Here is a 16,238-nt window from a genome sequence, read left to right as displayed (position 1 = left end):
GAAAGAAAGGGCTGCGATGCGCGAAGGAATGACACTTGGCGATGCGTGCCAGTTTTTGCGACAAAACAATAAACGAAAGGTCGCCGCTTCGACGCTTGGTGATCGGCTCGTCTGGTCGGATGAATTGGGCGTTGTATGGCAATCCACTGGCAAGACTCCGCAGATTGGATTGACGTTGCTTTCATCCACTTGGCATGTCGTCGAAACCGAGGCTGAGCGGCTCAAGCGGGAGCATGGGGTACTGCTTTCAGCAATGGAAGAATTGCGCGACGGCAAAGGAAGCTGTTGCTGTATCGCATTCGCCGAAAAGACGCTCAAAAACATCAAGACGTAAACCTGAAGGATGGCGTCACCTGCCATGTCGGTATAGCCGGCGAAGTGGTGAGGCGAACTGTAGAGCAGTGGTAGCTTGCTGAGGAAACTCAGTCGGTCGCGTGGTTCGATTCCCGCCAGTTCGCTCTCTGGCTTGTCGCCAGAACCGGGGAGCTTTTAAAGCAGGGCTTCTCACCAGTGGATATGGAGGCGGCTGGTTGGTCCCGGTCGCCTCCTTTTAAGACTTGGAGAAAACGCGATGAATGAACCTATCTACAAAAACGATCCAACCACCGCAATGGCTCAAGATGTAAAGCTCCATGTCTATAGCGTAGAAGCTGGCGCCGGTCATTGGGTGGCAGCAGAGAACGCCGAAGAAGCCATTCGAATGGTCGCTGATGAATACGAATGGACGACAGCAGAACTTATCGAAGAGTGCGGCAATCCAAAAGTGAAGCAGCTTGACGACTATTCAAGCCTGCGAGTTAGGCAGATCGATGAAGATGGACAGCCGGCTATCACTAAGACTTGCCGCGAATGGTGTGCGTTCGGTCCGTGTGTCTTTGCTTGCACTGAATGGTAGGGAGCGGCACCATGCCACGCGATGAACTCGATGAGGCGATAGACCGCTACGGACTAGAAGAAATCAAGAAGCTCGTGCAAGGCTGTGGCCAGTACGTCGGCAGCGACATCTTGCTACTTCGCAAATATCCAGCCGAAACCCTCCGCCGCTGTCGTGAGCGCGAACTGGCGGGCGAGGCGTTTGCGTTGTTAGAGGAAGCATATTACGCGATGCCAGAACTGTCAGACAACGAAAGAACTGTTGCCAGTCAGATTCAAGCACTGCTCGCCAAAAGGAACGCGGAATGAACATCGAATGGAAAGAGGAAATCGACGAGTACGGCAACACGATGTGGGTCGCGCATGGACCGTATGACGAAGATTTTCAGTGGCGCATTCGTCAGCTGCTAATCAGCAACAAGATTGTGTACGCCGACTTCAGCGACTCGGAACTGATCGGCGACGACGAAGGCGATCACTGGGCAACTCTCGATGAAGCCAAGGCGGCGATGCAAAAGGGTCACGACGCTGTTTGCAAATTCAATGCTGACTGGGTTACCCCATGCGAACCCTAGCCGCCGTCCTAACCCCCTAGATCGCGTTTATGGCCGTTGTTTGTTTTCGGATTTGGAGATTGATGTGAAGTTCTGCATCGCAAACTGGGAACTGCTAATGGTCACCGGACTGTATCTGTGCCGGTCGATTCGCTACGGCGTTGAACTGGATCCGCTGGCGTTGGTTCTCGCTGGTTACGTGCTGGCGAATGTTGGATTGATTCTTTGTGCGGGGAGAGAGTGATGACCGCTGAGCATTGGAAGTGCACGATCGACGAATATCACAAATCAGACGGTACGAGTAATTCTCGACTCGGACTGCTCGACGACCCGCAGCACTACAAAGCGGTCGTGATCGACAAGCAGTTGCCGGAGAAAAAGAAGGCGTATTTCGAGAAAGGCAAGGCCGCGCATGTCCTCATTCTCGAACGCATGATGGGAAATATCGAAGTGATTCCGAAGGAAGTGTTGGCGTCCAACGGTGCTAAATCTGGCAATGAATGGGCCGACTGGGAAGCGGCGCACGCTGACAAGATTTGCCTCAAGGAAAGTGAACTCAACCAAGTCTTGCGGATGGAGCAAGTTGTGCGGGAGAACCCCGAATCACGGCAACTACTTGACCGAGTTGCCGAAGCAGGACAAGCCGAATTCAATCTTCGCTGGATCGACCCAGAGACCGGATTGCTTTGCAGAATTCGAGAGGATGGACACGCGCCAGAATTTGTACTCGACCTTAAGTCATGTGGCAAAGGAAACAGCGAGGAGCAATTCTCGAAAGCAATTTTCGACTACCGATATGACCGCCAGGGCGTGATGTACTCGACCGGTAATGAGATCTATCGCAACGGTGAAATTGTCCCGTTCTACTTCCTTGCCTGCACGCAATGGAGCTGCGCCGTCTACGAGCTAAGCGACTGGTTTCGCTCACGCGGTGAGGACGACTACCGCAGACGTCTGCGGCGATTGAAAGAGCACCAGGATTCGGACGACTGGCGTGATACTGCAAAGCATGAGATACGGACCGTACATCCACTGCACTGGATGGTGAATCGAGAAGACGAATCAAACCAATCAATTGAAATTACTATTGGAGGCGCAGCAGTAACGCTATGAACATTTTGACCGCATTCCCCACTAAGTACGTTGCCGCCGCTGATCTAGGCGGATTCGATGTCCCAGTTCAGATGGCTCGCGTTGTGATGGAGGATATCGAGGACGGCAAGGAGCTGCCAGTGCTCTACTTTGTCGGCATGGAAAAGGGGCTCGTACTCAACAAAACTAACGCCAAATCTATCTCGGATTGGTTCGGCCCAGAAACCGATGCGTGGATGGGGCACGAGGTTATTCTCTACTCCGTAAAAGTCCAGTACGGCAAAGAGATGGTCGATGGCATTCGGGTCAAGCGAAACTTTCAAGCCGCTGCTGCTGTCCAGGCCCAGTCTGTTGCAGCCGCCATCGATCCCAAGCCTGCCGGACCCGTCAAGTTCTAACCCAAGCAATCCGACTTGCTCGATCGTGGTCAGCAGCCGGAGTAATCACACGGAAGCACCCGCGGCCAAGGAAGGCCAGATTTTACGCAGCATCAAAAACAAGGACATGCCCATGACGCTCAAAATCAAAGTAACCCTACCCGAAGCGCCAAAGCCGGAGATCGTGTTTCCGTGCGTGATGAAATCAAACCTGCCTGGAGCGTACTGCGTTTGGTTTTCGGAAGAGATCGGATTCTGGTCAGATGGCAAGCCGTCTCGATCACCTCTTAGCAGTAATTTGGGGCTAACAGTCGCCCCTCCCGGCACCGAAGCCGAACTGCAACTGGTCGCCGAAGATGGCACGGAGTTTCCTCGTGTGATTACGAGTGAAGTTTGCAGGATGGACTTTCTAGCACTAAGTGGAACAAGCAAAACCGCGACTGTCGTTTCTCTAGACGATGGAAGTGTCGGTAATTGGCTGACAAGTGCGGACTGTGCGGCAAAGCCTCTCACCCCCGGCACCACCACAACAATCACGATCTGCGACGGCCAAATCACCTGCAAGTTTGAGCCGCCGAAAGACTGGCTGCCAGTGACGCTGGAGAATCAGACAGTAGTTGAGCGATACAGTGATGGGATCAAGATCAAGCCGCATTCCTCTTACATTTCTCTGCTGCAAGACGCCGTTGAATTGCGCGAAGTTCTAACTCGTTGGATCGCAGAACAACAATGAAAACCCACATCCTAATCGCAATCTTCGTCCTATTCCAAAGCCTATCGATGGCGGGACTAATTGTGTTCGCTGTCATTACGGGAGTTACCAATGTGTGCCCATGAGATCATCAACGACATCGCAGACGAGCTTTTCGAGCTGCGAAAGCTAGTCGTCAAAAGCAAAGACGTTTACCTGACTGGCATGCCGCTCATTCACAAGGCGGAGTCATTGCTGGCGACCTTGGAAAAGGAATTGACACCTGTTGAAAGCGAGGCCGGCGATGATTGAGTTTACGAAAGGCGACTGGCACTTAGGCGAGAGCGGTTTTGAAAACGGCTACTGCAATATCTGGGCGAACGATGAAGAGGTTTTTATCGGAACGGTTTCAGCGGAAGACGCCGGGCTAGATGTCGCTGAAGCTAACGCCCGGTTGATCATTCAAGGCGGGGCCATGTTCGCGGCGATCAAAAAGCGAGTCGCCGCAATTCAACACATGGCGTTTGCAGGCATGGCTAATTGCGACGAGCGAGCCGAACTAGCCGAACTAGAAGCGATCATCGCCAGTGTGGAGGGGGAGTAAATGAGCTTCTTTCGAAACTGCAAAGCCTGTGAAAGCACGTTCTCGCCATCGCAACGCAAGAGTCAACTCGAAGATCGCGGCGACGTTGCCGGCGAGAAAGAGCTGGACTACTGCCTTTGCTGTGCGGACGAGCTGTTTCGCGACAAGATTACGCCACAACAGCCACGGCTTTTTTCCGCGAACTGGCATGCAGATGACTATCCCGACGAAAACGAGGGCAACTAAATGATCCACCGCCACCCAACCCCAGGCCACACGCCACACAACACCGAGCGCCCAGCCGCACACTATTTCGAGAGCCACGAAACAGGCGTCGGCAACTACACATGGACGGCGTTATTCGAGGGAGACGATTACCTCGACAGCGTGTTGATTGATGGACCTTTGCGGCTTGATGGTGATGAACTGGTTGCGGTCACGCGTGCGGCTGAGTTGCGGTTGTTGATTGGGATTTCGGAAGACTACTGGGAATCGCGATGAAAGAGGAACGCAGGAAGCGAATTCGCAAGCGTCTATTTGCCAAGCAGGACGGCAAGTGTATTTGGTGCGGCCGGAAAATGACCAGGATTGCAGCACCACTTATTGACAACTTCGCGACTATCGAACACTTGATTCCGCAGTCACAAGGCGGATCGCACGATGACTCAAATTTAGCGCTCGCGTGCAAGTCATGCAACAACATGCGAGGCAATGCGGACGCGGAAGAGTTTGGAATGATTTACGACATCACAGCAGCACGATTAAAGGACAAACCCCAATGCCAATGAAACCGGAAGACGTAACGGGACGAATGCACAGCCTTTTATTCTCACCGCACCCAGTAGAGCTTCAGCGCAAGTTGGCAATGTTTGATGGTGACGAACAGAAGGCCATCATCGCCGCCGCCTACAACGCCGTGACCGCTGAAACTGTTGACCAGTCCGAACACTAACCAAACACCGCACGGATGTGAATTGTGGGCATGGATGCCCTTGGGGACCTTTTAAACGATTTAGCTCAAGGAAGAAACAATGCGAAACAAGTCAAAGAAAAAGATGGTTGTCGCTCTTATCAATCTCGCATGGGCAATGCTAATCACTTATCCATTGTGGTTCGTGATGCTCTACGGCCTGCTCTCTACGGTTGGCGACGCGCTGCCGGCTTATGCGATGTTTGCGTTTTGGCTCTATGTCCCGGCGTCGTTCATCAACGGGATGGTTTCCGAGGGAATCAAGTTTGCGTTTGAGGATTAGTCGGTCACGGAATCTAACGCGTCAGGAGGTTTACGCACTATGAACACGACAGCAATACCAAGCCCGCTCAAGTGGCACGGCGGAAAATCCTATCTAGCCAAGTGGATTATCAGCCACTTTCCCCGGCACACGCGATACGTTGAACCATTCTTCGGGGGCGGTTCAGTCCTGTTCGCAAAAGACCCGGAAGGGGTGAGCGAGTTTGCCAACGACATCTATTCGCGGCTGACAAACTTTTGGAACGTGTTGCGCCGTCCAGATTTATTCGAGCAATTCTCGCGACTCATTGAGGCAACGCCATTATCAGAGATGTCATGGGGAGGATCGGACGAAAACGACATCACTGGCAGCTACTATCCAGCGGTAAAGCAGGCGGCGTCGTTCTTTATCCAAAACCGCATGTCTCGCCAGGGACTCGGCAAAAGCTATTGCAATCCGACCAAGCGAACACGGCGAGGGATGAATGAAAACGTCTCGGCTTGGTTGTCTGCGGTTGACGGATTACCAGAAATTCACGCGCGATTGCGTCGCGTCGAGGTCTGGAACCGTGACGTTCTGGAGTGTATCGAAAAGCTCGATTCACCCGACACGTTGTTCTATCTCGATCCGCCCTATCTGCACGAAACGCGCCAAGCTAAAGACGCCTACACGCACGAAATGGGACACGACAACCATTTGGCGCTACTCGACGCACTGTCCAACATTCAGGGCAAGTTTGTCTTGAGCGGCTATCCGTCAGCGATCTACGACAACGCAGCTCTTTTGTATGGCTGGCGAGTGTCAGACAAAAACACTCCGCTGCATTCGAGCGGGAAAGCGGTCAAGGAAGTGAAGGCTGAACGGTTGTGGATGAATTTTGATGCGGAGCCAATCACATGAGATCCCGCCGCGACATAAACCTAACCATCACCGCCCTAACGACCGCGATCAAGCACAACGTCGACGCATCACGGGTTGAACCGAATCGAATTATTGCGGCGGCGCTGTGGCGTGAGGCGGTGAATATGCGGGTGTTGAAGATGAAGTTGTTGAAGGTGTTGGCGAAATAGAACGGACGAATCGAAGGGAATAACCAAATGAGAATCAAAAAGAAAATCCTGCGTGCTGCGGCTCGTTTCGCCAATGCGGCATACGAAAAATATCGGCGAATCTTGTTTCGTCGCACTGTCGAATCTGGGCAAGATTCAACGCTCATAGTTGCTACAGATGGATGTGAGATTATCGCGATCCGCAATAGTCTTCGCGCCAATAGCGACGCCGTTGACAAGAGCACGCAATTCCTCATGTGTGCCGATGACGCCAAGTTGATCTCCAGCCTAGCGATCGACGATGGCGCCATAAACATTGATGACGTTGCCTGTGATTCAGGAAGTCGAGTCGCCGAAGTGCCTATGAGGTTCGGCAAAAAGATTGCCTATGAAGTCAAGCCAGCGGACGAGGGGAAGTATGTTGATTTTGAAGATGCGTTCAATCGGATCGAATCGACGCCGCGAAGATGGATGGCATTAGACGCAAAGAGGCTTGGTCGCGTTCTGCTGCGGATAACTGATATCGCAGATGATGATGGCGATGACGCGCACGTTTTTATCGGCGTATCAGAGCAGTCTGGCAATGGCCTAGAGTATTCAATCCTTATCCGGTATCGCGGCTTCACGGAAGTTGTCTCTGCGCTGATGCCGCTTTATTACTCCGATGAGCATCGCTCGTTTCTAGGAACGCCGTTCTTTGCCGCTGCAACCGAGCAGGTCGAGAAAGAAGAGGTGTCACAATGAAACTCTACGATCAAAAGTTCCAACCGTGGAAAGTCAAAGACAACCAGCGGATTGTTGCGGCTGAGGCGGCTTGGAAGCGGGTTGAGATCATCAATCGGCATGCGGCTGACTGCGGCGTTATTTGCCGTGCTGGCAGTGTCGACGAGATCACCTGCCCACCAGATTCGTGCGACATCGAAGACGAGGTTCGTGAGTATCATAGCCCCCGTGTCCTCATCGACTGCGAGTTGTTCGAGGGCAGTATCGATCCCATGTATCGCGGCAGTCTCGGCCAAATGATAGTCAAGCCGTACCTGCAAAGCGAATGGGGCCCAGAGAACTGGCTAGAGGAGTGGGAGGAAGGTTTCGATAGCGACCCACAGGGATGGCAGCGGCTGACTATCGACGACGTTCGCAACCGCGCCTTCACCACAATCGACAACTGCCCGAATCTCGATTTCATCATCCGCACGCGAGAGTTGGGGAACGTGCTGGCGAATTGGCCAGTTGAAACGATATACGAGGCCGATTCTTTACCTCACGATCGAGAGCGGTCATTCAAAAACGTCACCCTATTCGCCACCATCCACACTCAGGTCGAAGCGGACGCGATGATTCCGCAACTGCTCAAGCTGAGTGAGCTTTGCCGGGTTGGGGTGCATGTTTTGCCGCATGGTCACATCAATCTCGAAGTGCTTTACGTCGACCCGACAACCTCATTCGACTGCCTGCAAGGAATTATTTCTTACGCAGGTCGAGGCGGTAGTGGTGGTCGTGAATCACATAAGAACCGTGCGATTCAGCAAATCACCATCGCCCCCGACGACAAACCGCTAGACGTTGACTGGGTGCGTGATCTGATTCGGCAGGGTGCGGATGCTGGGGTTCCGGTTTGGGTTGAACGGTTAAACCAATACGTTCGCGGTGATTGGAAAGAGTTTGAGTTTCTTCCAAATTGTCCAAGCGGAAAGCAGCTTACGGCGTCAGGTGACTTTGGCGATGGAATTGGATTCCGTGACGAGATTCGATTAGTCGACAAACACGGAGCCGACAGTTCGGAATGGCCAGAAGAGTTTCGCGTTTTTCAATGGGGGACGGTATGAGCAGGATCAATAAAGAGAATCTAATCGCAGCGAAACTGGCTATCCATAAAGAGATGTCAGGCGCATGTGGAACCTTAAAGGCTTTTTCGCAGAACATTGCGGCTAAGCATGGAGTTTCTACGAGCGATACCCACTACTTCATGGGCAGAGACTTAGTCAAACAAGGGCTTGTGTCCATCGCTCAAGGGCGAGGAATGCAGCAAACAGAAGGCGTTGAGTTCTGCATGGAAATCGAAAGGTTCATTGACGAACTGCTGAGGAAGCAATCATGACCTGGATCAAAACGAGCGAGCGACTGCCAGAGGTTGGAAAAATAGTTCACGTTGGAGCGACTGGATACGTTTCAGTGGCGCGACTTTTGAAGATCGCACCAAACAACTTTGCTTGGTCAGACATGCTGCAGCGACAGGAATATCAAGTTTTCAATGTCACCCATTGGCAGCCGTTGCCTGAACCGCCGGAGCCAACCGAATGACCGACCTCCTAACATGGCTCCGCACAAACTGGCGACAGGACGGGCGGCGGATGAAGCTGCGGTTTTATCGGTGGGATAATCGGGATGGGTGGGAGGTTGATCTTGGGGTTTATCGGATGGATGAGGAGTAATTGAGAGATTATGCACCCCGAATAAGTTGCGGGGAAGCGTTTGGCTGTAAAGGGTTACGAGGTGGCTTTGTCGTTGAGCGGCTACCTGTTGTTGTTGGGGGCGTTTTCATTGTTATGTTGTGCGTTATTAGGAATTTGACATCTCATTTTGCAAGGACGCGTTCGCATGAAAGCGATACCGACAGAGTTTATGGGCTGCATGTTTCGCAGCCGTCTAGAGTCGCGGTGGGCCGCATTCTTTGAGCGGCTCGGGTGGCCGTGGGAGTATGAGCCGTTTGATCTAAATGGATGGGCGCCTGATTTTCAGCTTGGCAAGAACTTGCTTGTTGAGGTGAAGCCGTACACGACGATTGAGGAGTTTCGCGATCGAGGTGTCACAGAGCAGATCCACGATGCATTGATTGATGACGGCATGCACGAGGTTCTCTTTCTTGGTGTTGCGCCGTTTGTGCATGACTACAACGCATTTATTGGATGGCTTGGGGAAAGAAGTGACTCTAGCCCAGGATCGATTGAGAAGTTTGAGGCAGGGACAGTAATTGATTGGATACAAAGATCACCAATCGGCGTTTGCCAACAAAATAAGAAGTTCGACATTTGCCACGAGGATGGATCTTTTCATTGTCGCGTGTTTGGTGGCTACGACGGAGGAAGTTGGCCATACCTAGAAAACAGTGAAGACATTCTGGCCATCTGGCGACAAGCGTGCTCTGACGTTCAATGGAGGCCGAACCGATGATTGCATCACATCAACTCGGATCTCATCTTCGCCTCTTGGTCCATCATGTTCGGCGCCAAAACGACACAGGCGTCGCTCGCTTTCGACTGGATGACCTGCAGGCGTTGCTGCACCTGGACGGCGAAGACTTTGACCATTTGATTGAAGTCGCCATCAAGGGCGATGTCGTGACAGTGAAGAAGCAAGAAGGTCTGCCAGGATTGGTTTTTATCGCGCACTCATAGCGCAGGGACACAGGGAAGTTGAAATGGCGCGCATAAGAACCATCAAACCAGAGTTCTGGACCAGTGAGCAAATCATGGATTGCTCACGAGATGCCCGATTGCTGTTCATCGGCATCTGGAACTTCTGCGACGACGGAGGGGTGGCATCTGGTCGTGCAAAGACTCTCAAGGCCCAAGTTTTCCCAGGCGATGATGACATCAAAACTTCGGATGTTTCAAGCATGGTCGATCAACTCGTAGAGCATGGCTTGGTAACGCCGTATTCTGTTGATGGGCAAGAGTTTGTATACGTCACAGGATGGGATAAACACCAGCGTATTGACAAGCCGAATTACAAATTCCCGGGACCGCTAAACAAGAGCAACCAAATCTCAATCGACGATCATTCGACGAACGATCGTCGAACGCTCGACGAGCAATCGACCCCGGAAAGGAAGGGATCTAACCTAACGGGAGCGGAAGCGGATTCGACGAATGATCGCCCCGAGGCCGCGAAACAGGCCAAGCCTAAAAAAGCTCACTCCCCCCCAGCCCCAGACTTCGGTTACGCCAAGGACATCGACCGCCCCGAGGTGCGGCGAATCCATGAAGGGCTGGTCCGCGTCCTGAGAGTCCCTGAGTCTGAACGGTGGTGGCGGCGAATCGCGATCGCCTGCACGCTCAACGCGAATCTCAAGCAGGCGGTATCGGATCACTGCCGAACTGTGAGCGATCCCAAGTCGACGCTCAAGGATCGCGGCCCTTACGTCCGCAAGCAAATCACCGACGAGTTTAGCGGCTACCTCGAAAGCGTTTTAGAAAAAATACCCTTCGGCATCGTGAGCGAGCTTTATGATAACCCACAAAACTAATCATTCCGAACTACCGCCACCGTCAGCGACCGAGGAAGAGCAATCGCTGGTCGGAGCTTTGATCCTTGATCCGCGAATTATCGACGACGTCGTGATGCAGATTCAGGCCGGCGACTTCCTTGAGCACGGCTATCGCGAACTGTTCGCGGCGATGACAAGCATTCGTGACCGCGGCGGAAAAATCGATGTCGTGACAACGACCGGCGAACTCAAGGCGAAAGGGGCCTACGAAGCGATTGGCGGTGCCGCTTTCCTAGCCAAGACTTTCAGCGCCGTCCCTAACGCCTCTCACTGGCCGTTCTACGCGTCCAAAGTAAAGGAGGCGGCAAGGAGGCGTGCATGGGTCAGTGCCGCATCAGAGATTGCGAGAGGGGCCTACGATGGCACACTGGCAATTGCAGAACTTGACGCCAGGGCGAACCAATTGACAGCGAATGCGCTCGGCTCTGGAGTGCGAAGTCAGGCGGTCAAGATTGGCGACCGACTGGAAGGCGTTGCGAACCTCGTGATGCAGAGCGGTTATCTGGTGCGTGATGGGCAGTCGACAGGATTCGGCACAATCGACAACCGGCTTGGCGGATTAGGAAAAGGCCAGTTGATTGTGATGGGTGCGCGTCCCGGCATCGGCAAGAGCGCGTTTGCGCTGCAGGTGGCTATCCATGCGGCGGTCGACGAATGCAAAGCGGTTGCGTTTTTCTCGATGGAGATGACGGTTGATGAACTTTGCGAGCGAACATTATCGCAGATTGGGAGAGTAGACAGCCGGCGATTCGGAAAGCTGAATGCGGACGACCGCCGTGGAATCTCGGAAGCGTTTATCAAAGCCCAGGATTGCCAGCTTTTTATCGACGATACGGCGAGCATGAAGGCGGTCGAGATTGCGGCTAAGGTCCGCGCGCTACACCGTCAACAAAGCCTGTCGCTTGTCGTGATTGATTACCTGCAACTGATTGAGCCCGATGACCACAAGCAATCGCGACAAGTCCAGGTTGGGCGAATTAGCCGTGCATTAAAGCAGATTGCCCAAGAGCTTGGAGTTCCCGTCCTAGTTCTTTCTCAGCTTAACCGAGACGCCGATGGACAGCGGCCGAGCCTACGTCATTTGCGCGAGGCCGGCGACATCGAGCAAGACGCAAACGTCGTTATGTTCCTCTGGCCACAGGATGGCGAATCTTCTGGCGACTTAGATTTTCTGTCTGGCAAATCGTCACAAGTCTCGACCACTAAAGTCTCTGAGCAAATCAACCTGACAGTCGCCAAAAACCGAAGTGGACCAAAGGGGTTTGATGTGCCGCTTTGGTTTTTCAAACAACATTGCCGCTTTGGCGAGCAAGCGGACGTTGAATTTGAAGAGCGATGCGGAGGTTTTGATAGCTTCAATAATCGAAGTGGAGATGGATTCTAATGACACTAACCGAGAAACAGCGGGCGATTTTGGAACGGATGCGGGATGGCTTGAAAATAACCAAGCTTCCGTCAATTCGTTCTAGTGGATCGGATCAATACGTGTTCTGGCTGCCAGACCACAACCGGGAGAAGGTCAACTATGGATCGCTCCGTCCACTGATCAATAAGAAGCTAGTGTTCTATTCTCTGGTCGGCTGGCGAGAGTCTGAAATTTCCATCACCCCCGCCGGCATCGCAGCACTGGAGGCGAAATGAAAACGCTCCGACTAAGCAGGGCTGAGCGTGAACTTGTCCACGAAGCAATCGAAGCGATGATTACCAGTCAAATGAAGCAGGTTGACGAGTTGTGCAATGGACTAATTGCGGTCGAAAAAGAGGCCCTGAAATCGATGTGGAGGAAGCTTCACAGGGCTTCTTCATTGCGGGAAAAAGTCAAATCGAGTTTAGTTGCACTGGAGGCGAAATGACAACCCGACTAACCAAAGCAGATCGAAAGCTGATCCATGATGCCCTTGGATACGCAATCAGAGATCAGCGCGAGTTTATCGAAGCCGTGCGCCCTACTTACGCTGAATTCACCACCGAGGACAGCAAAGAGGCAATCGAAAAAGCAGAGCAGTTCATTTTAGAATCATCGGAATTGAAGCAGCGCCTTCGGGAGGATATTAAATGATAATCGGACTAGACCTAAGCCTAGCCAGCACCGGAATCGCAATGGCCGACACGGTTGACGACATCCGCGTGATGAAGCGAACCAGCGATTCAGTTGGATCTCTGCCGATAGATCGAACAATACGCAGCCGAAACCTCGTAGACGACATCATGGCGGAGATAAGAGTCCATCACCGTAAACATGTATTCGTAGAGGGCTACAGTTTCGGCCGATTTGATTCATCGGCGGCTGAGTTTCGTGGCCACCTTTACGATAGACTAATCAGCGCCGGCTGCGAGCACATCTACGAGGTTCCGCCGTCGACGCTCAAGCAGTTTGTGACCGGAAAGGGTAGCAGCCAGAAGGACACGATGCGGCTCGAAACCTTTAAGCGGTGGGGCGTTGATTTCCCGACCAACGATGAAGTTGACGCTTATGGGCTGCTTCGCTTAGGGATGTGCGTCGTTGGAATCGATGCGCCGACCTGTGAAGCCCAGCGAAAAGCGGTCGCCAGGTGATTGAGATCGCGAAGGGCGTGAAGAAACCGAGAAAAAAGAAGGGCGAAAGGGTGGCGTCATGAGTATCAAAGGTTGGCGCGAAGTAGCCAAAGTCGGAGAGCCGAAAACTAACATAGACGTGATTTTTGCCAGGAAATCCGGCAGGTGTAGAGAAGGGTATTTTGACGGTACTTATTGGCGATACCAGAACTCCTGTGTAATCGATGACCAGACCTCAATCACTCATTGGCGCCCAATGCCGAAGAATCCAAATGAGAATAAATGTACACAGTCAACCTAATGACCGGAGAATGTGAGATGGATAATGATCGATTTGCGGCGGTGGTGGAGAAAGTAAGAGAAGCGAAAAGTATCTGCACGAAAAGCGGGGCATTGGCGCGTGAGATATATCCCGACGTCACCGCCATGCACGAGGCGTTGAAGGCTGCGGAAAAGACAGTTCAAGAGCAAGACGCACTGCTTGTCGAAAGCACAAAACACGTAAGGAAACTGGCCTCCAAAGTTTACGCGCAAGAATCGGCTATTAACGCCAAGGATGCCGAGATTGAGCGGTTGAAAGCTCGTGTTGACGAACTTAGTGAAGCGGTGATTAAGTTTTTTCCGTAACCGCGCATAAAAAAGCCCTGGACGGGTCGAAACGTCCAGGGTGATGGAATCTGCACTGCCGAGTGCTCCGGTATCTTAGCGAATTCTTACGCATTGGAGCAAGCATGCGCGGCAGGAAGCTATCGAAAGAAATCGTTGCGGAAGTCTGGTCACGGTTTCAACAAGGTGCGTCGGTTCGGTCTGTCACGAAGGAATTTGATATCGGATGGCAGACGGCGGCTAGTATCCGCGATGGCGTGCATTACCATCAGCAATCGCCCCAGGTCTTTGAGCGGTGCAAGCAGTGTGGCGCGAAAGTGGTGCTGCCGTGCGTTGGGTGCGGGCTAAAGAAATGACCGTGCGCACTATGTTTGTCGGCAGGTCGTAGGTTATATAGCGCTAACCCAACCTAATGGCCGAGTGATGGTTCGCGGCTCCGAAATGGCTCTTGGCTGAACGCTAAGGCCAGTGTGCGCGGCATTGCGGCTATTCTTTTCCGTGGAGCATGCCGATGCCGTCAATGCTAAATCTCAACGCCTCTGATTTCAAAGCGGTCAATATCAACGAAGCCTGTATCGTCGATGCGATTGACGCGATGGTCACGACCATTGTGGATGCTCGATTGGATGGGGTGATTAGCTACTGGGAACAGGGCGAAATTGCAGTCAAAGCCGTGTCGGTAGTTCGCGCCGCCATCAACGACATGCAAGATCCAGCGGCCAACAAAGAGCACTTGATCGAGGACGCAAAGACACTCTTTCGCAAGTTCATTGTGCCGATCGATATCCCGAGAATCCCCGAAACTTTCGAGGTTCCGATTGAGTCGGGGATTATGACGTTTGTGATTCCCGCTCTCGTTTCTGCCGCCATCGACCAAGCGACCAAAACGGAGTAGGTCAATGGATATCTTTTCTTACATCACGGCACAAAACGGTATCGCCATTGGCATTGCCGTCTTGCTGGCCATTCGCTTCATCGGCCCAGAAAAGCTAGGGGAATTGTTCTCTGGCCTGAAGTGGCCCAGCAAAACATCCGCCTCTCCCGATCGTCGAACCGCCCAAGACAACTTTGACGCGGTCCTACTCTACGCCAGCAAGGTTAAGCCGGCCTGCGTTGAGCATCTGAACGAATGCGGTCAGCACCTTTTCTACGGCGTGGAGAAGCCTGTTGAATAAGCTCATCGACACGGCGTTGATCCTGCTGATTGGCCTGTATCTGTACGGGCTGGCGGGTGGTTCGCTGATTGGGGATCCGCCAATGACCGGCAACGGCGTGGAGGTTCTCGCTGTCTACGAGACGGGCGATTTGGCCAGCATGTCGAAAGAGCAGGTTGCGATTATAACCGACGCCAAGGTTCGGGCATGGCTCAAGGCGAACACGCTCGATGGCAACAGCTTCCGATTCTTTGATCCCGATGTGGACCTGTCCAACGAAGAGCCGCGATGGGCAGAGGCGATGAAGTTACCGCGCGAGTCATTGCCGTGGCTCATCATCAGTAACAAGCATGGCGGCTACGAGGGCCCTTTGTCGAAGGATTCGGCTGCCATGCTTACGTTGCTCGATAAATACAAAGGGGGCTAGCCGTGGCATTCATATCGAAAATCTCGAAGCGCTGCCCGCTTATTGATGACTCCAATGCGCATCGATACGTCACGCCACCGAAGGGCTTGAGCACTGGCTACTCGGGCCGAGACTGGTCTGCGGATCCATTCGGCGCCTTTGCCGAGCCGTTCTCACCAACACTGATTCCACGCAGTGAGTGGTCTGATCGAATTGAAGAGATGGAGACGAATCGCGACCGCCTGTCTGATTTGATGCAAGACGCCAAGATTCCGGTAAAGGACCAAAACGGAACTTCTTATTGCTGGATCAACGCGCCGGTTTGGTGTGCCCAGGTCATTCGGGAAGTTCAGGGACAAAAGTACGTCAGCCTGTCGCCGGCGAGCTGTGGCGCCATCATTAAGGGCTATCGCAATGTAGGCGGATGGGGAACTGAGGGCCTGCGATGGTTGGCCGAACATGGGATTGCCCCTTCTAGCATGTGGCCAGACGCCAAGATTTCCCGCTCTCTCGATACCGCCGAAGTCAAAGCCGAACGCAAAAAATACCGCGTAACAGAGTGGTGGGATATTCGTCCGCGAAACTTCGACCTGCTCATGACCTGCCTTTTCCTGCGTATCCCAGTGGCGATTGGTCTGAATTGGTGGGGACACGAAGTCACCGCAATGGATCCGGTTAAGACTGGATCCAATTCTTACGGGGTCCGCATCGCCAATAGTTGGGGTACTCGATGGGGCGAAAACGGTTATGGAATTCTCTCAGAATCAAAAGCCACTCCAGATGACGCGATTGCTCCGCGCGTGGCTATGGCCTCATAAG

Annotated in this window: 33 protein-coding genes and 1 tRNA gene; all 34 read left to right on the top strand. The window is 52.9% G+C overall.

The annotated features are described in order from the left end of the window. Nucleotides 1–16 precede the first annotated feature (16 nt). The 34 genes from SH421x_RS12840 to SH421x_RS12675 all read left to right on the top strand — a co-directional run bounded on the left by SH421x_RS12840 (nucleotide 17) and on the right by SH421x_RS12675 (nucleotide 16,237). The gene (locus tag SH421x_RS12840; RefSeq protein WP_488856088.1) at nucleotides 17–334 is read left to right on the top strand and encodes a hypothetical protein; all 318 of its coding nucleotides are present in this window, start codon (nucleotides 17–19) and stop codon (nucleotides 332–334) included. Between the two features lie 53 nt (nucleotides 335–387). After that, nucleotides 388–458: transfer RNA gene (locus SH421x_RS12835), tRNA-Phe, on the top strand. 113 nt (nucleotides 459–571) lie between these two features. Then, nucleotides 572–895 carry a hypothetical protein gene (locus SH421x_RS12830; protein ID WP_488856086.1) on the top strand — a complete coding sequence of 108 codons (324 nt, stop codon included), beginning with the start codon at nucleotides 572–574 and terminating at the stop codon, nucleotides 893–895. 11 nt (nucleotides 896–906) lie between these two features. Then, nucleotides 907–1,182 carry a hypothetical protein gene (locus tag SH421x_RS12825; RefSeq protein ID WP_488856085.1) on the top strand — a complete coding sequence of 92 codons (276 nt, stop codon included), beginning with the start codon at nucleotides 907–909 and terminating at the stop codon, nucleotides 1,180–1,182. Then, entirely contained in the window at nucleotides 1,179–1,448 is a 270-nt protein-coding gene (locus SH421x_RS12820) for a hypothetical protein (RefSeq protein WP_488856084.1), read from the top strand. Before SH421x_RS12825 ends, SH421x_RS12820 begins: the two co-directional genes overlap by 4 nt. A gap of 64 nt (nucleotides 1,449–1,512) precedes the next feature. Beyond that, a complete protein-coding gene (locus SH421x_RS12815) occupies nucleotides 1,513–1,671 on the top strand; it encodes a hypothetical protein (protein WP_488856082.1) in 159 nt (52 codons plus the stop codon). Then, nucleotides 1,671–2,540 carry a PD-(D/E)XK nuclease-like domain-containing protein gene (locus tag SH421x_RS12810; protein WP_488856081.1) on the top strand — a complete coding sequence of 290 codons (870 nt, stop codon included), beginning with the start codon at nucleotides 1,671–1,673 and terminating at the stop codon, nucleotides 2,538–2,540. Before SH421x_RS12815 ends, SH421x_RS12810 begins: the two co-directional genes overlap by 1 nt. Next, nucleotides 2,537–2,917 (top strand): hypothetical protein, encoded by a 381-nt coding sequence (locus SH421x_RS12805; protein WP_488856079.1) that lies wholly within the window; start codon nucleotides 2,537–2,539, stop codon nucleotides 2,915–2,917. Before SH421x_RS12810 ends, SH421x_RS12805 begins: the two co-directional genes overlap by 4 nt. 112 nt (nucleotides 2,918–3,029) lie before the next feature. Then, nucleotides 3,030–3,629: a hypothetical protein gene (locus SH421x_RS12800; protein ID WP_488856078.1), complete on the top strand. Its 600-nt coding sequence runs from the start codon at nucleotides 3,030–3,032 to the stop codon at nucleotides 3,627–3,629. Nucleotides 3,630–3,719: 90 nt separating this feature from the next. Then, nucleotides 3,720–3,899, top strand: coding sequence for a hypothetical protein (locus SH421x_RS12795; protein WP_488856076.1), 180 nt, complete (start codon nucleotides 3,720–3,722; stop codon nucleotides 3,897–3,899). After that, nucleotides 3,892–4,191 (top strand): hypothetical protein, encoded by a 300-nt coding sequence (locus SH421x_RS12790; RefSeq protein ID WP_488856075.1) that lies wholly within the window; start codon nucleotides 3,892–3,894, stop codon nucleotides 4,189–4,191. The genes SH421x_RS12795 and SH421x_RS12790 overlap by 8 nt, the downstream gene beginning before the upstream one ends. Then, a complete protein-coding gene (locus tag SH421x_RS12785) occupies nucleotides 4,192–4,416 on the top strand; it encodes a hypothetical protein (RefSeq protein WP_488856073.1) in 225 nt (74 codons plus the stop codon). It abuts the gene before it with no gap. Beyond that, entirely contained in the window at nucleotides 4,417–4,671 is a 255-nt protein-coding gene (locus SH421x_RS12780; RefSeq protein ID WP_488856071.1) for a hypothetical protein, read from the top strand. Continuing rightward, nucleotides 4,668–4,958, top strand: coding sequence for an HNH endonuclease (locus SH421x_RS12775; RefSeq protein WP_488856070.1), 291 nt, complete (start codon nucleotides 4,668–4,670; stop codon nucleotides 4,956–4,958). The genes SH421x_RS12780 and SH421x_RS12775 overlap by 4 nt, the downstream gene beginning before the upstream one ends. Continuing rightward, nucleotides 4,949–5,122, top strand: coding sequence for a hypothetical protein (locus tag SH421x_RS12770; protein ID WP_488856069.1), 174 nt, complete (start codon nucleotides 4,949–4,951; stop codon nucleotides 5,120–5,122). Before SH421x_RS12775 ends, SH421x_RS12770 begins: the two co-directional genes overlap by 10 nt. A 79-nt stretch (nucleotides 5,123–5,201) precedes the next feature. Continuing rightward, nucleotides 5,202–5,423, top strand: a complete 222-nt coding sequence (locus SH421x_RS12765) for a hypothetical protein (protein WP_488856068.1) — start codon at nucleotides 5,202–5,204, stop codon at nucleotides 5,421–5,423. A gap of 39 nt (nucleotides 5,424–5,462) precedes the next feature. Continuing rightward, nucleotides 5,463–6,302 (top strand): DNA adenine methylase, encoded by an 840-nt coding sequence (locus SH421x_RS12760; RefSeq protein ID WP_488856066.1) that lies wholly within the window; start codon nucleotides 5,463–5,465, stop codon nucleotides 6,300–6,302. Continuing rightward, a complete protein-coding gene (locus SH421x_RS12755; protein WP_488856065.1) occupies nucleotides 6,299–6,472 on the top strand; it encodes a hypothetical protein in 174 nt (57 codons plus the stop codon). The genes SH421x_RS12760 and SH421x_RS12755 overlap by 4 nt, the downstream gene beginning before the upstream one ends. 27 nt (nucleotides 6,473–6,499) lie before the next feature. Then, nucleotides 6,500–7,195 (top strand): hypothetical protein, encoded by a 696-nt coding sequence (locus SH421x_RS12750; RefSeq protein ID WP_488856063.1) that lies wholly within the window; start codon nucleotides 6,500–6,502, stop codon nucleotides 7,193–7,195. Beyond that, a complete protein-coding gene (locus SH421x_RS12745) occupies nucleotides 7,192–8,277 on the top strand; it encodes a hypothetical protein (protein WP_488856062.1) in 1,086 nt (361 codons plus the stop codon). Before SH421x_RS12750 ends, SH421x_RS12745 begins: the two co-directional genes overlap by 4 nt. After that, entirely contained in the window at nucleotides 8,274–8,549 is a 276-nt protein-coding gene (locus SH421x_RS12740; RefSeq protein ID WP_488856061.1) for a hypothetical protein, read from the top strand. The genes SH421x_RS12745 and SH421x_RS12740 overlap by 4 nt, the downstream gene beginning before the upstream one ends. After that, nucleotides 8,546–8,752, top strand: a complete 207-nt coding sequence (locus SH421x_RS12735) for a DUF551 domain-containing protein (RefSeq protein WP_488856060.1) — start codon at nucleotides 8,546–8,548, stop codon at nucleotides 8,750–8,752. The genes SH421x_RS12740 and SH421x_RS12735 overlap by 4 nt, the downstream gene beginning before the upstream one ends. Nucleotides 8,753–9,049: 297 nt before the next feature. Continuing rightward, the gene (locus SH421x_RS12730; protein ID WP_488856059.1) at nucleotides 9,050–9,622 is read left to right on the top strand and encodes a PDDEXK family nuclease; all 573 of its coding nucleotides are present in this window, start codon (nucleotides 9,050–9,052) and stop codon (nucleotides 9,620–9,622) included. Then, complete coding sequence (locus SH421x_RS12725; RefSeq protein WP_488856058.1) at nucleotides 9,619–9,846, top strand: hypothetical protein; 228 nt, start codon at nucleotides 9,619–9,621, stop codon at nucleotides 9,844–9,846. Before SH421x_RS12730 ends, SH421x_RS12725 begins: the two co-directional genes overlap by 4 nt. A gap of 23 nt (nucleotides 9,847–9,869) precedes the next feature. Further along, nucleotides 9,870–10,697 (top strand): hypothetical protein, encoded by an 828-nt coding sequence (locus tag SH421x_RS12720; RefSeq protein ID WP_488856057.1) that lies wholly within the window; start codon nucleotides 9,870–9,872, stop codon nucleotides 10,695–10,697. Beyond that, complete coding sequence (locus SH421x_RS12715) at nucleotides 10,678–12,102, top strand: replicative DNA helicase (RefSeq protein WP_488856055.1); 1,425 nt, start codon at nucleotides 10,678–10,680, stop codon at nucleotides 12,100–12,102. Before SH421x_RS12720 ends, SH421x_RS12715 begins: the two co-directional genes overlap by 20 nt. After that, nucleotides 12,102–12,359: a hypothetical protein gene (locus tag SH421x_RS12710; RefSeq protein WP_488856053.1), complete on the top strand. Its 258-nt coding sequence runs from the start codon at nucleotides 12,102–12,104 to the stop codon at nucleotides 12,357–12,359. Before SH421x_RS12715 ends, SH421x_RS12710 begins: the two co-directional genes overlap by 1 nt. 91 nt (nucleotides 12,360–12,450) lie before the next feature. Then, nucleotides 12,451–12,777, top strand: a complete 327-nt coding sequence (locus tag SH421x_RS12705) for a hypothetical protein (RefSeq protein WP_488856051.1) — start codon at nucleotides 12,451–12,453, stop codon at nucleotides 12,775–12,777. Further along, entirely contained in the window at nucleotides 12,774–13,274 is a 501-nt protein-coding gene (locus SH421x_RS12700; RefSeq protein ID WP_488856049.1) for a RuvC family protein, read from the top strand. The genes SH421x_RS12705 and SH421x_RS12700 overlap by 4 nt, the downstream gene beginning before the upstream one ends. 297 nt (nucleotides 13,275–13,571) lie before the next feature. Then, nucleotides 13,572–13,880: a hypothetical protein gene (locus SH421x_RS12695; protein WP_488856047.1), complete on the top strand. Its 309-nt coding sequence runs from the start codon at nucleotides 13,572–13,574 to the stop codon at nucleotides 13,878–13,880. Nucleotides 13,881–14,370: 490 nt separating this feature from the next. After that, entirely contained in the window at nucleotides 14,371–14,754 is a 384-nt protein-coding gene (locus tag SH421x_RS12690; protein ID WP_488856046.1) for a hypothetical protein, read from the top strand. A 4-nt stretch (nucleotides 14,755–14,758) separates the two neighbouring features. Beyond that, a complete protein-coding gene (locus tag SH421x_RS12685) occupies nucleotides 14,759–15,034 on the top strand; it encodes a hypothetical protein (RefSeq protein WP_488856045.1) in 276 nt (91 codons plus the stop codon). After that, nucleotides 15,027–15,440 carry a hypothetical protein gene (locus tag SH421x_RS12680; RefSeq protein WP_488856043.1) on the top strand — a complete coding sequence of 138 codons (414 nt, stop codon included), beginning with the start codon at nucleotides 15,027–15,029 and terminating at the stop codon, nucleotides 15,438–15,440. Before SH421x_RS12685 ends, SH421x_RS12680 begins: the two co-directional genes overlap by 8 nt. A gap of 200 nt (nucleotides 15,441–15,640) precedes the next feature. After that, nucleotides 15,641–16,237 (top strand): hypothetical protein, encoded by a 597-nt coding sequence (locus tag SH421x_RS12675; RefSeq protein WP_488856042.1) that lies wholly within the window; start codon nucleotides 15,641–15,643, stop codon nucleotides 16,235–16,237. The last annotated feature ends 1 nt before the right edge of the window (nucleotide 16,238 follow it).

Source organism: Blastopirellula sp. SH421 (genome assembly GCF_057808535.1).
Note: the sequence above shows the minus strand (reverse complement) of the source record. Positions and strands in the feature narration are given on the sequence as shown.

What these genes read in the sequence shown, in the direction of transcription:
- SH421x_RS12840 (WP_488856088.1), top strand. Translation starts at nt 17, where the DNA reads ATGCGCGAAGGAATGACACTTGGCGATGCGTGCCAGTTTTTGCGACAA.
- SH421x_RS12830 (WP_488856086.1), top strand. Translation starts at nt 572, where the DNA reads ATGAATGAACCTATCTACAAAAACGATCCAACCACCGCAATGGCTCAA.
- SH421x_RS12825 (WP_488856085.1), top strand. Translation starts at nt 907, where the DNA reads ATGCCACGCGATGAACTCGATGAGGCGATAGACCGCTACGGACTAGAA.
- SH421x_RS12820 (WP_488856084.1), top strand. Translation starts at nt 1,179, where the DNA reads ATGAACATCGAATGGAAAGAGGAAATCGACGAGTACGGCAACACGATG.
- SH421x_RS12810 (WP_488856081.1), top strand. Translation starts at nt 1,671, where the DNA reads ATGACCGCTGAGCATTGGAAGTGCACGATCGACGAATATCACAAATCA.
- SH421x_RS12805 (WP_488856079.1), top strand. Translation starts at nt 2,537, where the DNA reads ATGAACATTTTGACCGCATTCCCCACTAAGTACGTTGCCGCCGCTGAT.
- SH421x_RS12800 (WP_488856078.1), top strand. Translation starts at nt 3,030, where the DNA reads ATGACGCTCAAAATCAAAGTAACCCTACCCGAAGCGCCAAAGCCGGAG.
- SH421x_RS12795 (WP_488856076.1), top strand. Translation starts at nt 3,720, where the DNA reads ATGTGTGCCCATGAGATCATCAACGACATCGCAGACGAGCTTTTCGAG.
- SH421x_RS12790 (WP_488856075.1), top strand. Translation starts at nt 3,892, where the DNA reads ATGATTGAGTTTACGAAAGGCGACTGGCACTTAGGCGAGAGCGGTTTT.
- SH421x_RS12785 (WP_488856073.1), top strand. Translation starts at nt 4,192, where the DNA reads ATGAGCTTCTTTCGAAACTGCAAAGCCTGTGAAAGCACGTTCTCGCCA.
- SH421x_RS12780 (WP_488856071.1), top strand. Translation starts at nt 4,417, where the DNA reads ATGATCCACCGCCACCCAACCCCAGGCCACACGCCACACAACACCGAG.
- SH421x_RS12775 (WP_488856070.1), top strand. Translation starts at nt 4,668, where the DNA reads ATGAAAGAGGAACGCAGGAAGCGAATTCGCAAGCGTCTATTTGCCAAG.
- SH421x_RS12770 (WP_488856069.1), top strand. Translation starts at nt 4,949, where the DNA reads ATGCCAATGAAACCGGAAGACGTAACGGGACGAATGCACAGCCTTTTA.
- SH421x_RS12765 (WP_488856068.1), top strand. Translation starts at nt 5,202, where the DNA reads ATGCGAAACAAGTCAAAGAAAAAGATGGTTGTCGCTCTTATCAATCTC.
- SH421x_RS12760 (WP_488856066.1), top strand. Translation starts at nt 5,463, where the DNA reads ATGAACACGACAGCAATACCAAGCCCGCTCAAGTGGCACGGCGGAAAA.
- SH421x_RS12755 (WP_488856065.1), top strand. Translation starts at nt 6,299, where the DNA reads ATGAGATCCCGCCGCGACATAAACCTAACCATCACCGCCCTAACGACC.
- SH421x_RS12750 (WP_488856063.1), top strand. Translation starts at nt 6,500, where the DNA reads ATGAGAATCAAAAAGAAAATCCTGCGTGCTGCGGCTCGTTTCGCCAAT.
- SH421x_RS12745 (WP_488856062.1), top strand. Translation starts at nt 7,192, where the DNA reads ATGAAACTCTACGATCAAAAGTTCCAACCGTGGAAAGTCAAAGACAAC.
- SH421x_RS12740 (WP_488856061.1), top strand. Translation starts at nt 8,274, where the DNA reads ATGAGCAGGATCAATAAAGAGAATCTAATCGCAGCGAAACTGGCTATC.
- SH421x_RS12735 (WP_488856060.1), top strand. Translation starts at nt 8,546, where the DNA reads ATGACCTGGATCAAAACGAGCGAGCGACTGCCAGAGGTTGGAAAAATA.
- SH421x_RS12730 (WP_488856059.1), top strand. Translation starts at nt 9,050, where the DNA reads ATGAAAGCGATACCGACAGAGTTTATGGGCTGCATGTTTCGCAGCCGT.
- SH421x_RS12725 (WP_488856058.1), top strand. Translation starts at nt 9,619, where the DNA reads ATGATTGCATCACATCAACTCGGATCTCATCTTCGCCTCTTGGTCCAT.
- SH421x_RS12720 (WP_488856057.1), top strand. Translation starts at nt 9,870, where the DNA reads ATGGCGCGCATAAGAACCATCAAACCAGAGTTCTGGACCAGTGAGCAA.
- SH421x_RS12715 (WP_488856055.1), top strand. Translation starts at nt 10,678, where the DNA reads ATGATAACCCACAAAACTAATCATTCCGAACTACCGCCACCGTCAGCG.
- SH421x_RS12710 (WP_488856053.1), top strand. Translation starts at nt 12,102, where the DNA reads ATGACACTAACCGAGAAACAGCGGGCGATTTTGGAACGGATGCGGGAT.
- SH421x_RS12700 (WP_488856049.1), top strand. Translation starts at nt 12,774, where the DNA reads ATGATAATCGGACTAGACCTAAGCCTAGCCAGCACCGGAATCGCAATG.
- SH421x_RS12695 (WP_488856047.1), top strand. Translation starts at nt 13,572, where the DNA reads ATGGATAATGATCGATTTGCGGCGGTGGTGGAGAAAGTAAGAGAAGCG.
- SH421x_RS12690 (WP_488856046.1), top strand. Translation starts at nt 14,371, where the DNA reads ATGCCGTCAATGCTAAATCTCAACGCCTCTGATTTCAAAGCGGTCAAT.
- SH421x_RS12685 (WP_488856045.1), top strand. Translation starts at nt 14,759, where the DNA reads ATGGATATCTTTTCTTACATCACGGCACAAAACGGTATCGCCATTGGC.
- SH421x_RS12675 (WP_488856042.1), top strand. Translation starts at nt 15,641, where the DNA reads ATGGAGACGAATCGCGACCGCCTGTCTGATTTGATGCAAGACGCCAAG.